Source organism: Hymenobacter nivis (genome assembly GCF_006439025.1).
GTDB lineage: Bacteria > Bacteroidota > Bacteroidia > Cytophagales > Hymenobacteraceae > Hymenobacter > Hymenobacter nivis_A.
The window spans coordinates 228,563-242,886 of record NZ_RCYZ01000001.1 but is presented as its reverse complement, the minus strand read 5'-3'; the positions used below and the strand labels follow the sequence as shown (position 1 = coordinate 242,886).

General features: G+C 60.9%; 7 protein-coding genes. All 7 read left to right on the top strand.

The features are described from left to right. The first annotated feature begins 113 nt into the window (after nt 1-113). Nucleotides 114-3,254, top strand: a complete 3,141-nt coding sequence (locus EAH73_RS00825) for a SusC/RagA family TonB-linked outer membrane protein (RefSeq protein ID WP_140464412.1) — start codon at nt 114-116, stop codon at nt 3,252-3,254. Between the two features lie 108 nt (nt 3,255-3,362). After that, nucleotides 3,363-5,126, top strand: a complete 1,764-nt coding sequence (locus tag EAH73_RS00820; protein WP_140464411.1) for a RagB/SusD family nutrient uptake outer membrane protein — start codon at nt 3,363-3,365, stop codon at nt 5,124-5,126. Between the two features lie 102 nt (nt 5,127-5,228). Next, a complete protein-coding gene (locus EAH73_RS00815) occupies nt 5,229-7,181 on the top strand; it encodes a sialate O-acetylesterase (RefSeq protein WP_240047091.1) in 1,953 nt (650 codons plus the stop codon). Nucleotides 7,182-7,298: 117 nt separating this feature from the next. Continuing rightward, nucleotides 7,299-8,804, top strand: coding sequence for a xylulokinase (locus EAH73_RS00810; RefSeq protein WP_140464409.1), 1,506 nt, complete (start codon nt 7,299-7,301; stop codon nt 8,802-8,804). A 114-nt stretch (nt 8,805-8,918) separates the two neighbouring features. Continuing rightward, a complete protein-coding gene (xylA, locus tag EAH73_RS00805; RefSeq protein ID WP_140464408.1) occupies nt 8,919-10,235 on the top strand; it encodes a xylose isomerase in 1,317 nt (438 codons plus the stop codon). A gap of 171 nt (nt 10,236-10,406) precedes the next feature. Next, nucleotides 10,407-12,476: a transketolase gene (gene tkt, locus EAH73_RS00800; RefSeq protein ID WP_140464407.1), complete on the top strand. Its 2,070-nt coding sequence runs from the start codon at nt 10,407-10,409 to the stop codon at nt 12,474-12,476. A gap of 273 nt (nt 12,477-12,749) precedes the next feature. Then, nucleotides 12,750-14,318: an alpha-N-arabinofuranosidase gene (locus tag EAH73_RS00795; RefSeq protein WP_140464406.1), complete on the top strand. Its 1,569-nt coding sequence runs from the start codon at nt 12,750-12,752 to the stop codon at nt 14,316-14,318. Nucleotides 14,319-14,324: the final 6 nt, after the last annotated feature.

The following is a 14,324-nucleotide window of genomic DNA, read 5'->3' as shown; positions in this document are numbered from 1 at the left end:
TTTTTAGAATGCTTGACGACTGGTTTTGGGCGGCCTCGCTAAGGAGAAGGCACTAGCTACCCACTGGAAGCCAATTAACTACCACCAATTTCATACTTATTCCCGCCCAACCCATGAACAAAATTCTATCCAAACCCATGCCCCTTGGGGCCTGGAAATGGTCGCGCCTGGTGCCCCTGCTGCTGCTGAGCGGTGGCCTAGCCCCGCTGGTCCCGCAAGTAGCCTATGCCCAAGTGGCCGGGGCCCACACCGTTACGGGCAAGGTCACGTCCGACAATGGCGAGGGCATCCCCGGCGTGACGGTGGTGGTGAAAGGTACCACCACCGGTGCCACCACCGACGCCAGCGGCTCCTACACGCTGACCGTGCCGGGCGACAACAGCATCTTGGTATTCAGCTCGATAGGCTACGCCAAGCAGGAAATTGCCGTGGGCAAGCGCACCAACGTGAGCCAAAGCCTGGTACCCGAAACCCAAGCCCTGAACGAAGTGCAGGTGGTGGGCTACGGCGTGCAGAAGAAAAGCCAAGTGACGGGCGCTATCTCGAGCGTGAGCGACGAGCAGCTGCGCGACGTGCCGGTGGCCAACGTGGCCCAGGCCCTGCAGGGCCGTGCGGCGGGTATCACGGTGTCGAGCAACGGCACGGCGCCGGGCCAGGCGCCCACCATCCGCATCCGCGGTAACCGCTCGCTCTCGGGCTCCAACGACCCGCTGCTGGTGGTGGACGGCGTGCCTTACGACGGCAGCCTCAACGACCTGAACCCCGACGACATCACCTCGCTCGAAGTGCTGAAGGACGCCAGCTCCACGGCCATCTATGGGGCCCGGGGCGCCAACGGCGTCATCCTCATTACCACCCGCCGCGGCAAGAGCGGGGCCCCCAAGGCTACCTACAGCGGCTATTACGGCCAGAAGCGCATCTACGACCGCTTCGACTTGCAAGACGGGCAGCAGTACTACGACTACCGCCTCCAGGCTTACCGGACGCAGAACCCGAGCTACGACCCAGTGGCGGCTACTACGTTCCTGACGGTGGACGAGCGGGCCAACTATGCGGCCGGCAAAACGACCGATTACCAAAGCCTGCTCTTCCAACACGGCCACATCCAAAACCACTCGCTGGGCCTGAGCGGCGGCACCGACCAGACGCAGTACTCGGCCTCGCTGGGTTACTACGACGAAACGGGCATCGTACCCGTGTCGCGCTTCCGGCGCTACTCGCTGCGCGGCACGCTTGATCAGCAGGTTGGCAAGCGCATCAAGGTGGGACTGAACACGCTCAACACGTTCACCAATGAGAACGACCCGAACGTGAACGTGCTGTACCAGATACTGACCACGAGCCCCCTGGCCTCGACTACCGATGCTAACGGCCAACAGCTGCTGTATCCTACCGCCGACCAGCTCTCTAACCCGCTGACGCTGTACGTGCCCAACGCGCACCTCGACCAGCGCCGCCGCCTGCGCACCTTCAACAGCTTGTACGCGCAGGTAAATATCCTGAAAGGGCTGGACTATCGCCTCAACGTGGGCTTGGATGGCCGCACCGAGGCCAACGATAACTTCTACGCCTCGGCAACGCCTAACAACGGCAACGGCCTCAACACGGCTGGCAAATCGTCGACGATTGCCTACAACTTGCTGGCGGAGAACATCCTGACGTACAACCGCAATTTTGCCGAGAAGCACGACCTGAACGTGACGGCACTTTATAGCCGCCAGACCTACCACGCCGACGGCGTAGGTGGCAACGTGCAGAATTTGCTGGCCAACTACCAGCTCAACAACAACCTGTCCGGGGGTACCCCGACCAGCGTTTTTAACGCAACGCAGTCCATCGACTGGGCGCTGGAGTCGTTCATGGCGCGCGTCAACTACGCTTACAACAACCGCTACTCGGCCACGCTGACCATGCGAGCCGATGGTTCGTCGCGCTTGGCCCCGGGCAACAAGTTTAAGGCCTTCCCGTCAGCGGCCGTGGCTTGGAACATCTTCAACGAGTCGTTCCTGAAGGATTACGCGTGGGTAAGCAACCTGAAGCTGCGCGCCAGCTTGGGCCGCGTGGGCAGCACCGCCATCAACCCGTACCAGACGCAGGGCTCCCTCTCGGTAGGCACCTACAACTACGGCGCCACCGGCGCGGTGGGCGTGGTACCCTCTAGCATTCCGAACCCGAACCTGGGCTGGGAATACACGACCACCACCAACGTCGGCCTTGATTTTGGCTTCCTCGAAAACCGCGTAACGGGTAGCGTAGAGGTGTACCAGCAGCGCACCAGCGACCTGCTGCTGCCCGATGCCCTGCCCGTAACCAGCGGCTATGGCTCGTTTCTGCGCAACGCCGGCTCAACCCAGAACCGCGGCGTGGAAATCTCGCTGACTACAGTTAACCTGCGGGCCAAAGACCTCGGTGGCTTTGAGTGGAGCACCGACTGGAACTTCACGGTGAACCGCGAGAAGGTGCTTGACCTGAACGTATACAATGCGGATGGCAGCCCGCGTAACGACATTGGCAACCAGCGCTTTATTGGCCAGCCGCTCTACGTAATCTACGATTACAAAAAGATTGGTATCTGGCAGTCCAACGAGGCCGACCAAGCCTTGAAGTACGGCACGAAGCCCGGCCAGATTAAGATAGAGGACCTGAACAACGACGGAAAAATTGATGCCAGCGACCGCCAGATCATCGGCTCGCGCCAGCCCAAGTTTGAAGCCGGCCTTACCAACCGTTTCCGTTTCAAAGGCTTCGACATGACGATAGTGGCGCTGACCCGCGTAGGTGCTACCGTAGTAGACCCGTACTCTTTCGGCCCGAGCTACTACGCCACCAACACCGGTCGCCGCAACCAGCTGAACTTCAACTACTGGACGCCTACCAACGGCAGCAACGACTACCCGCAGCCCGACCAGAGCTCGCGCTCTACCGAGTGGCCTACTTACGGCTCGACGCTGGGCTACCACAGCGGCACTTTCATCAAGGTGCGCAGCATTGACCTGGGTTACACCCTGCCGGCGGCCTGGGCCAAATCTGCCCTCATGAGCTCGGCACGCATCTACTTGCAAGTGCAGAACCCCTACATCTGGGCGGCCGATAAGTACTTCCAGCGCAATAAGGCCATCGACCCCGATGCCCTGTCGTACTCGTCGCGCTTCGATTCGTCGGCCGGCGTTAACGCTGCCAACATCTCCTTCCAGGGCGGTAGCAACTACCCCGTCACGCGGTCCTTCATCCTGGGCGTAAACCTCGGCTTCTAGGAAACGAATGACCAGACCGTTGAGCTTGAGAAGAGGTAGCTAATATGCTGGCCTTATTCTCAAGCTCAACGGCCCGGCAGGCCTCCCACCCACTCTCTACTAATCGTCATGAAAAAAATAGTATTAAGTCTTCTTAGCGCCGTCCTGCTAGTGTCGGCTACTAGCTGCAATAAAGATATTTTAGATGAAAACGCCCTATCGGTGCTCACGCCTTCGCTGCTGCAAACCTCGCAAGGGGTAGAGGCCGGCGTAACCGGCGCGTACTCGGGCCTGCGCCAGCTTTACGGCAACGAAGGCGATGCCTTCGCCACGGAGGCCGGCACTGACGCGTTTACCAGCGGTATTCAGTCCAACAGTGGCCTGAACGACTACGACAACAACGCGCTAACCCCCCTCAACGACGGCGCGCACGGCTACCGGTGGAGCATCTGCTACACGCAGATAAACACCATCAACGGGGTGCTCCAATACGGCCCCAACGCCCAGGGCATCACCCCGGCCCGCCTTACGCAGCTCCTGGCTGAAGTGAAGGTGATGCGCGCCAACTACTACTTCACCCTTGTGCAGGATTTTGGGGATGTGCCGCTGCAAATCACCTTTGTCGATTCGCCCAGCAAGGATTTCACTCGTGCGCCGCAAGCTGATGTCTACGCTCAGATTATTAAGGACTTGACGGAAGCGCTGGCTACCATCGCCGACAAGTCAGCTCAGCCGGGCCGCATAACCCGTGCCGCAGCCCTGCACTTGCTGGCTAAGGTGTACCTGACCCGCGCTACCTCGCCGGCCAAGCAGCCTACCGACTACACCCTGGCAGCCCAGTACGCCAAGGAGCTTATCGACAACCAGGGCCGCTACGGCCTGGGCCTGGAAGCTGACGTGGCCGATGTGCACCGCGAAGGCAACGAGAATGGCAAAGAAGTAATCATGAACGCGCAGTTCAACGGCGATGCCACATTCTCGCGCATTGACGGCAGCACGTATGGCGGCGAAAACGCGATGAACTTCTTCTTCCGCAGCCAGTACGACCAGCTCCCCAACATGAACCGCGACATTAATAACGGTCGCCCGTTTGCTCGGCTCGCCCCCACCTTCTTCCTAATCAATTCGTACATCCTGCGCGATGCCGCTGGCAACGCCCTGGAGTCAGGCCCAACGCTGCGCACGACCGATACCCGCTACAACAAGTGGTTTACATCAGTGTACCGCGTGAACACGCCCGGCGCCAACGGCGGCAGCACCGCAGCCGTAGTCGGGGATACTTCCATCTGGTACCCGGGGCGCGAGCTGTCGGCCGCCAAGCTGGCCCAGATTGCCGCCCGCAAGCCGGCTCCCTACCGGGTTTTTCAACCTAGCCAGCTCACCACGCAGTTCTTCCCGACCATGAACAAGTACGATAGCCGTGCTCGCACGTCGGTTAACGGCTTCTCGATTCGACCGGTTATCGTGTATCGCCTAGCCGAAACCTACCTCATTGCGGCCGAAGCCTATTTCTACCTCGGCAATTCGGCCCAGGCCGCTACTTACCTCAACGTGGTGCGCGAGCGCGCCGGGGCCACGGGCCAAAAGCAGCTGATGGACATTACGGCCAGCCGCGTGAACATCGACTTCATCCTCGATGAGCGCCTGCGCGAACTCGTGGGCGAACAAACCCGCTGGCAAGACCTCAAGCGCACCACTACTGCCAGTGGTGCCAGCCAGCTGCTCACGCGGGTCCGCAACACTAATTATGCGCCGCCGCTGGTTAAAAACTCCGCCGGTGTGTACGGCTCCAATGCGGCTATCAACATCCGGGACTTTCACGTGCTGCGCCCAGTTCCACAGACCGAGGTTGACCGCACCAGTGGTAAAATCACGCAGAATCCTGGCTATTAATACGCTGACTATCTGATGACTTAATAAGCCCCGGTTTCGCTTCGAAACCGGGGCTTATTTATGAAGGGGTACTGTAAAAAATGCCATAATCCTACTAAGGCTTTGAAAAACAACGTGCATCTGTTCTCTAAGGTTGGGCTAGCGCTGGTATTGCTGGCCGCTGCGCCCGCCCACGCCCAGGTGCGCCTGCCCCGCCTCGTGAGCAACGGCATGGTGCTGCAGCGCGACGCCCCGGTACGCCTCTGGGGCTGGGCCGCGCCCGGCGAGGCCGTGAGCGTGGCCTTTCAGGGCAAAACCTACCGCGCCACCACGGGCCCCGATGGGCAGTGGCGCGTGCAACTGCCCGCAATGAAAGCTGGGGGCCCCTACGAAATGAAAATCGACGCCAGCAATCACCAGGTGGTGAAGGATATTTTGCTTGGCGACGTGTGGTTCTGCGCTGGGCAGTCGAACATGGAACTGCCCATGCGGCGCGTGCGCGACAAGTACCCCCAAGAGGTGGCCACGGCCAACAACCCGCGCATCCGGCAGTTCGACGTGCCGATGCGCTACGACTTCCGGGGCCCTAAGGCCGACGTGAGCGGCGGCGCCTGGGTGGCCCTCAGCCCCGAAACGGTACTCGGCTTTTCGGCCGTGGGCTACTTCTTCGCCAAGGAGATAAACGCCAAATACCAAGTGCCGGTGGGCCTGATAAAGGTGGCCGTGGGTGGCTCGCCCGCTGAAGCCTGGCTGAGCGCCGACGCCCTCAAGCAGTTTCCCAAGTACGAGGCGCAGGTGGCGCCCTACCGCGACAGCGCGGCGGTAGCCGGCATTAAGCAGCGCGAAGGCGCGGCCGTGGGGGCCTGGTACCAGCACCTGCACCAGGCCGACCAGGGCGAACAGCCCGGCCAGCCCAAGTGGAGCAGCTCCGGCTACGACGCCAGCGCTTGGGCCACGATGAACGTGCCCGGCTACTGGGCCGACCAAACGCCCCTGGGCATGGTAAATGGCGTGCTCTGGTTCCGGAAGGAAGTGGAGGTGCCCGCCGCCATGGCCGGCCAGCCCGGCCGCCTGGAGCTGGGCACACTCGTCGATGCCGACTCCACTTACATCAACGGCCAGTTGGTGGGCACCACCGCCTACCAGTATCCGCCGCGCAAGTACGATTTTGGCCCCGGCGTACTGAAGGCTGGTAAGAACGTGGTAACCGTGCGCATCATCAGCAACGGCGGGCGGGGCGGCTTTACGAAGGAGAAAACCTACCAGCTCACGGCGGGCGGGCAGACGCTAGATCTGCGGGGCCCCTGGCAGTATAAGCTGGGCGCTACCACGCCGCCCACGCCGGGCACCACTACGTTTCAGTACCAGCCGGGCGGGCTGTACAACGGGCTGGTGGCCCCAGCGCTGCCCTACGCCCTCAAGGGTGTGCTCTGGTATCAGGGCGAAAGCAATGTGAGCCGGCCCGACGATTACCTGGCCCTCACCACCAGCCTCGTCAAAGACTGGCGCACCCACTTCCAGCAGCCTAATTTGCCGTTTCTGTACGTGCAGCTGGCCAATATCAACGCCGCCAAAAAGGAGCCCGGCGAAAGCAACCAGGCCAAGGTGCGCGATGCCCAGCGCCGCCTGCTGGCCCTGCCCCGCACCGGCATGGCCGTGATTTCGGACGTGGGCGAATGGAACGACATTCATCCCCTCGACAAGCAGACGGTGGGCCACCGTTTGGCCCTGGTAGCCGAAAAAGTAGCCTATAGCGACGCCAAGCTGGTGGCCGAGGGCCCTCTTTATCAAAGCTCAAAAACCGCTGGCAGCCAGGTCGCGCTCACCTTTGGCAGCGTGGGCGGCGGGCTGGTGGCCAAAGGCGGCGGCCCGCTGGGCGGCTTCACGGTGGCCGGGGCCGACAAGAAGTTTTACCCCGCTACGGCCCGCGTGGAGGGCAGTAAAGTGGTGGTGAGCAGCCCGCAGGTGGCTGCGCCTGTGGCCGTACGCTACGCCTGGTCCGACAACCCCGAAAACGCCAACCTGTATAACAAAGAGGGCCTGCCCGCCTCCACCTTCCGCACCGATGACTTCTAAGCCGGCTGGGCCTGGCACGGCAACCTATTGATTTGACGATGAGCGCATGAGCAAGGGCGTATCGCCCAGAAAACGGAAACAGCCCCCAGCTCACAACTCACAATTCATAACTAGAAAATGAAATACCTGCTTGGCTACGACATCGGTAGCTCTTCCATTAAAGCCTCGCTGCTCGACATCGCTACCGGGCGCTGCGTGGCCGCCGTAACCTCGCCCACTACCGAGATGGGCATGGACGTGCCCCAGCCCGGCTGGGCCGAGCAGCGCCCCGAGCGCTGGTGGCAGGAGGTCATCAACGCTACCCAGCAGCTCAAGGCCCAGTACGGCTTCGACGCCTCATTGCTGGCCGGCATCGGCATCACATACCAGATGCATGGGCTAGTGCTGCTAGATAAGGCCGGCCACGTGCTGCGCCCCGCTATTATCTGGTGCGATAGCCGCGCTGTAGCCATTGGCAATGAAGCGTTTGCCGGGTTGGGAGAGGAATTTTGCCTGGAGAATTTTCTGAACTCGCCCGGCAATTTCACCGCCTCCAAGCTCAAGTGGGTGCGCGAAAACGAGCCCGAGATTTACGCTCAAATCCACAAGATTCAGCTGCCCGGCGACTACCTCGCCTACCAGCTCACGGGCCAGATGCAGACCACCGTGTCGGGCCTGTCGGAAGGAGTGTTCTGGAACTTTAAGAAGCAGGCTATTGCTCAAGAATTGCTTGATTACTACGGTATTAGCGCCGAATTGCTGCCCGAAGTCGTGGACACGTTCTCGGTGCAGGGCCACCTCACCACCGAGGCAGCCCAGGTGCTGGGTCTGGCGGCGGGCACGCCCATTGCCTACCGCGCCGGTGACCAGCCCAACAACGCCTTCTCGCTGAACGTGTTGAACGCCGGTGAGGTGGCCGCCACGGGCGGCACTAGTGGCGTAGTTTACGGCATCAACGAAACCACCACGGCCGATGCGCGCTCGCGCGTAAACTCCTTCGTGCACGTGAACAGCACCCGCGAGCAGCCCAAAAACGGTGTGCTCATGTGCCTCAACGGCACCGGCATTCTCAACAGCTGGCTGCGCAAAATGGTGGGCAACCTGCCCTACGACCAGATGAACACGCTGGCCGCTCAGGCCCCGGTAGGGGCCCAGGGCCTGCTGTTTCTGCCCTTCGGTAACGGGGCCGAGCGCATTCTTGAAAACCGGCCCGCCGCTGCCCTGCTGCACGGCGTGCAGTTCAACGTGCACGGCCAGGCGCACCTCATCCGGGCTGCGCAGGAGGGCATCGTGTACGCCCTCAACTACGGCATGGACATCATGCGCGCCTCGGGCGTGCAAGTGCAGAAAGTGCGTGCTGGTCACGCGAACATGTTCCTAAGTCCCGTGTTCCGCGAGGCGTTTGTGAACTGCGGTAATGTGACGCTGGAGCTCTATGATACTGACGCGGCCCAGGGCGCGGCGCGTGGCGCGGGCATCGGCACCGGCATCTACGCCAGCCCCAAAGAGGCTTTTAATGGCCTGGCCCTCATCAGCACCGTAGAACCCACGCCGGCCTTGCAGGCCCAATACCAGGAAACGTACAGCGACTGGCAGACCTTGCTGGTCCGCGAAACCCGGGCAGCAGAATTGCTGCTGGCCTAGTGCTATTTACCCGTCAGGCTCCGCTTTTTTTGGCGAGCGGGTTAGGGATAAGGGCCCCTCAACTGACTACTCTTTTACTAAAACTTCTCTATTACCCCCCAATCATATTCCAACATGGCAACCACTGAATTTTTCAAAGGCATCGGCAAGATTAAGTTCGAAGGCCGCGAATCAGATAATCACTTGGCTTTCAAATGGTACGACGAAAACCGCATGGTGGCCGGCAAGACCATGAAGGAGCACCTGCGCTTCGCCACGGCCTACTGGCACACCTTCGTGGGCACCGGCGGTGACCCCTTCGGTCCTGGCACTAAGAACTTTGCTTGGGATAGCAAAGGCGACATCGTAGGCCGCGCCAAGGATAAGGCCGACGCTGCGTTTGAGTTTTTTACTAAGCTCGGCACGCCCTACTACTGCTTCCACGACGTGGACTTGGTGGACGAGGGCGGCTCGCTGAGCGAGTACGAAAGCAACCTGGCCACGGTAGTTGACTACCTCAAGCAGCACCAGCAGGAGAGCGGCGTGAAGCTGCTCTGGGGCACGGCCAACGTGTTTTCGAACCCGCGCTACATGAACGGCGCCAGCACCAACCCCGACTTCCAGGTGGTGGCCTACGCCGCTACGCAGGTGAAGAATTCCATCGACGCCACCATCGCACTGGGCGGCGAGGGCTACACCTTCTGGGGCGGCCGCGAGGGCTACATGACCCTGCTCAACACCAACATGAAGCGTGAGCAGGCGCACCTGGGCCGCTTCCTCAGCATTGCCCGCGACTACGCTCGCAAGCAGGGCTTCACGGGTAAGTTCTTCATCGAGCCCAAGCCGGCCGAGCCCACCAAGCACCAGTACGACTTCGACGCGGCCACCGTCATCGGCTTTTTGCGCGAGCACGGCTTGGAGAATGACTTTATGCTGAACTTGGAAGTGAACCACGCCACGCTGGCTGGCCACACCTTCCAGCACGAGCTGCAAGTGGCGGCTGATGCCAACCTGCTCGGCAGCATCGACGCCAACCGCGGCGACAACCAGAACGGCTGGGACACCGACCAGTTCCCAAACAACCTCAACGAGTTGACGGAGAGCATGCTCATCATCCTGGAGCACGGCGGCATCACGCCGGGTGGCATCAACTTCGATGCCAAAACGCGCCGCAACTCGACCGACCTGGAGGACATCTTCGTGGCCCACATTGCCGGCATGGACACCTTCGCCCGGGCCCTCGTTACGGCCGATGCCATCCTGGAAAAATCAGCTTATAAGAAGTTCCGCACCGACCGCTACGCTTCGTTTGATTCGGGTAAAGGTGCCGAGTTCGCCAAAGGCGGCCTCACGCTGGAAGACCTGCGCAAAATCGCGCACGAGTCGGGCGAGCCTACCCCCCGCAGCGGCAAGCAGGAATGGCTGGAAAGCATTGTCAATCAGTACATTTAGTAGATGTAGTGAGGACTCTTTGAGTCCGTGCGTGGGAAAGTCATTTAATGATGCCGCGCGCGGACTTAGAGAGGCTACGCTACTACAAAGCGGAAAAATCCGTAAGCGAAGGCAGCGTGGACGTTCCGCGTTGTGTTCCTTTACGGCGTCATTCTTTCGCCCGAAAAAAATATGAGCAATCCAAAAATCTCCATTGACGAGTTGAGCGTCAACACCATCCGCCTACTGTCGGTGGACATGGTGCAGAAGGCCAACTCGGGCCACCCCGGCTTGCCGCTGGGCGCCGCCCCCATGGCCTACGTGCTGTGGTCGCGCTTCTTGCGCTTCAACCCCCAGGACCCCAAGTGGCCCAACCGTGACCGCTTCGTGCTGTCGGCCGGCCATGGCTCGGCCCTGCTTTACAGCCTGTTGCACCTCTACGGCTACGATTTGAGCCTGGAGGACCTGAAGCAATTCCGCCAGATGGATTCCAAGACGCCGGGTCACCCCGAGTCGCACATCACGCCCGGCGTGGAAGTGACCACGGGGCCCCTGGGCCAGGGCTTCGCCAACGGCCTGGGCATGGCCATGGCCGAGGCACACCTCGGGGCCGTGTACAACAAGGAAGGCCACGCGCCGGTGCAGGACCACTACACCTACGTGCTGGTGAGCGATGGCGACCTGATGGAAGGCATCGCCTCGGAGGCCGCCTCGCTGGCGGGCCACCTGCAATTGAGCAAGATGATTTATCTCTACGACGATAACAACATCTCGCTCGATGGCCCCACCAACCTGACCTACACCGAGAACCCGATGAAGCGCTTCGATGCCTACTACTGGCACACGCAGCACGTCACGGATGGCAATGACCTCGACGCCATCGAAAACGCCATCAAGGTGGCGCAGTCGGTGACGGACCGGCCCTCGATTATCGCGGTGCGCACCATCATCGGCTTCGGCTCGCCGCTGGCTGGTACCAGCAAGTCGCACGGCTCGCCGCTGGGCCCCGAAAACGTGAAGACGACCAAGACGTTCTACGGTTTCGACCCTGAGCAGAGCTTCCAGGTGCCGCAGGAAGTGTACGACCACCTCAAACAGCCCGGCCAGCGCGGTGCCGAGATGCAGAAGCAGTGGGATGCTGACTTCGCTAAGTATGCTGAATCTTTCAAGGATGAGGCTGATATGTTCAAGCTCTCCTTCGACGGCAAGCTGCCCGAAGGCTGGGACAAGGACCTGCCGGTGTATACGCCCGCCGATGGCGAGCTGGCCACCCGCCAGGCCTCGGGCAAAGCCCTGGACGCCATCAAGAAATCGGTGCCGTTTATGTTCGGCGGCTCGGCCGATTTGGCCTCTTCTAATGAGATGGACAAGTCGGGCAGCGACAGCTTCCAGCCCGCGCACAAAGCCAACCGCAACGTGTGGTGGGGTGTGCGTGAGCACGCCATGGGCGCGGCCATGAACGGCATTGCCCACCACGGTGGCCTGCGTACCTACGGTGGTACGTTCTTGACGTTCAGTGACTACATGCGGGCAGCCATCCGCCTCACGGCCCTGGCCGAGAGCACGGCCACGTTCGTATTCACCCACGACAGCATCGGCCTGGGCGAGGACGGCCCCACCCACCAGCCGGTGGAGCAAGTACTGGCCTTGCGCACCATCCCCAATATTGTGGTGCTGCGCCCCGCCGACGCCAACGAGAGCACCGAGGCTTGGCGCATCGCCATGACGACGCCCAAATCGCCGGTTGTGCTCATTTTCTCGCGCCAGAAATTGCCGATTCTTGACCAGACCAAGCTGGGCTCGGCCCGCGAAGGTGTGGCTAAGGGCGCTTACATTCTGAGCGAGGCCGACGGTGGCCAGCCACAGTTCATCCTCATCGCCACCGGCTCGGAAGTGGCCCTGGCTATGAAGGCTCAGGTTGAACTGCAAAAGGCCGGTACCCCCACCCGCGTGGTGAGCATGCCGAGCTGGGAGCTATTTGAGCACCAAGATAAAGCCTACCGCGAAAAAGTACTGCCGCCCACCGTGCGCAAGCGCTTGGCCATCGAGGCCGGCTCGCCCATCGGCTGGCACAAGTACACCACCGACGAGGGCGGCGTAATTGCAATGAACCGCTTCGGCGAGTCGGCCCCCGCCGAGGAGCTATTCGAAAAGTTTGGCTTCACGGTGGAGAACGTGGTGAAGCGCGCCCAGGGCGTGCTCGCCGGCCACCCGGAAGACGAGCAGGAAGAGAAGAAGCAAGTGGTAGCCAAGGGTAACTAAATTAGATGGTTAGCTGAGAGTTAAGGGTGGAGAGTCGAAAACAAGCACTAGTTTTGACTCTCCACTTTTGCTTTTGGGGCTTGGCCGCTGTGGCTGGCTTTTAGGATAAATGCAACGTTGTGCGGCGCACAACGGCCTGCATTGCGTTGCCCATTGACACAATCGTTAATCTGAGATTAGGGCCCCTGGCTCTTCCGCCTTACGACTGCTAGAATTTTGACAAATTGCTGATGGTTAAAAACTTACAAAATTAAATTCTTTCCCACTCTTCCCATGAATTCCCATTTCCAGTTTCGCCGCCAAGCCCTGGCTTTAGTGCTGGCCGCTGCCCCTGCCACCGCCGCGCTGGCCCAGGCCACGGTGCCCATAACGGTGCAGGCCGGCAACCCTAGCCTGGTTATCAGCAAAGACATCCAGGGGCAGTTTGCCGAGCACCTCGGGCGCTGCATCTACGGCGGTTTTTGGGCCGAGCCGGGGCTGAGCGTGCCCCAGCAGGGCCGCATTCGGCTCGACATTGTGGAGGCACTCAAGAAAATCCACGTGCCTAACCTGCGCTGGCCCGGTGGCTGCTTTGCCGATACTTACCACTGGCACGACGGCGTGGGGCCCACCGCCCAGCGCCCCAAGATGCTAAACCTGTGGTGGGGCAACACCCTGGAAGACAATAGCTTTGGTACCCACGAGTTTATGGAGCTGTGCCAGTTGCTGGGTACTACGCCCTACCTGGCCGCCAACGTGGGCAGCGGCACGGTGCAGGAAATGAGCAATTGGATGGAGTACCTCAACTCGAACGAGGATACGCCCATGGTGCTGGAGCGCCGCAAAAACGGCCACCCCGAGCCCTACAAGGTGAGCTGGTGGGGCATCGGCAACGAAAGCTGGGGCTGCGGCGGCAACATGACGGCAGAATATTACACCGACGTGTACAAGCGCTACGCCACCTTCGCCCACGACTACCCCGGCACCCGGCTGAAGAAAATCGTGAGCGGGGCCAACGGCGACGACACGCACTGGACCGAAACGTGCATGAAAAACATCCCCCTCAACCAGATGTGGGGCCTCACCCTGCACCAGTACACGCTGCCCACCGGCAGCTGGAGCGGCAGCAAAGGCAAAGCCACTGGCTTTGGCGAGGACATGTACTTCAGCACGCTGCGCAACTGCTTGAAAATGGACGCGATAGTGACTAAGCACGCGGCCATCATGGACAAGTACGACAAGGACAAGAAGGTGGCCCTGCTGGTGGACGAGTGGGGCGTGTGGACCGACGTGGAGCCCGGCACCAACCCCGGCTTCCTTTACCAGCAAAACACGCTGCGCGATGCCCTGGTGGCTGGCACCACGCTCAACATCTTCAACAACCACTGCGACCGGGTGAAGGGCGCCAACCTGGCCCAGGCCGTGAACGTGCTGCAAGCCCTGGTGCTCACGGACAAGGAGAAAATGCTGCTCACGCCCACCTACCACGTGTTCGACCTCTACCAAGTGCACCAGGATGCCAAGTTCCTGCCCCTGCAGTTCACGAGCCCCGAGTATTCGTTTGGCGGCGAGAAAATTCCGGCCCTGAACGCCTCGGCCTCCAAGGACAAGAACGGTGCAGTGCACATTTCGCTGGTCAACCTCGACCCCAAGAATGCCCTGAACTTGGAAACTGCCCTGCCCGGCGTGCGCTTTAAAACAGTGACCGGCCGCGTGCTGACCTCTGCTAGCGTGAGCGACTACAACACGTTTGACAAGCCTAACAACATCAAGCTGGCGGCCTTCACGGGGGCCAAAAAGCGCGGCGACAAGCTGGCCGTAACCTTGCCGGCCAAGTCGGTAGTCGTACTCGAACTGAAATAAGATCTT

Bases quoted from the DNA above. Each gene is read 5' to 3' on its own strand.
- EAH73_RS00825 (WP_140464412.1), top strand. From the start codon at position 114: ATGAACAAAATTCTATCCAAACCCATGCCCCTTGGGGCCTGGAAATGG.
- EAH73_RS00820 (WP_140464411.1), top strand. From the start codon at position 3,363: ATGAAAAAAATAGTATTAAGTCTTCTTAGCGCCGTCCTGCTAGTGTCG.
- EAH73_RS00810 (WP_140464409.1), top strand. From the start codon at position 7,299: ATGAAATACCTGCTTGGCTACGACATCGGTAGCTCTTCCATTAAAGCC.
- xylA (WP_140464408.1), top strand. From the start codon at position 8,919: ATGGCAACCACTGAATTTTTCAAAGGCATCGGCAAGATTAAGTTCGAA.
- tkt (WP_140464407.1), top strand. From the start codon at position 10,407: ATGAGCAATCCAAAAATCTCCATTGACGAGTTGAGCGTCAACACCATC.
- EAH73_RS00795 (WP_140464406.1), top strand. From the start codon at position 12,750: ATGAATTCCCATTTCCAGTTTCGCCGCCAAGCCCTGGCTTTAGTGCTG.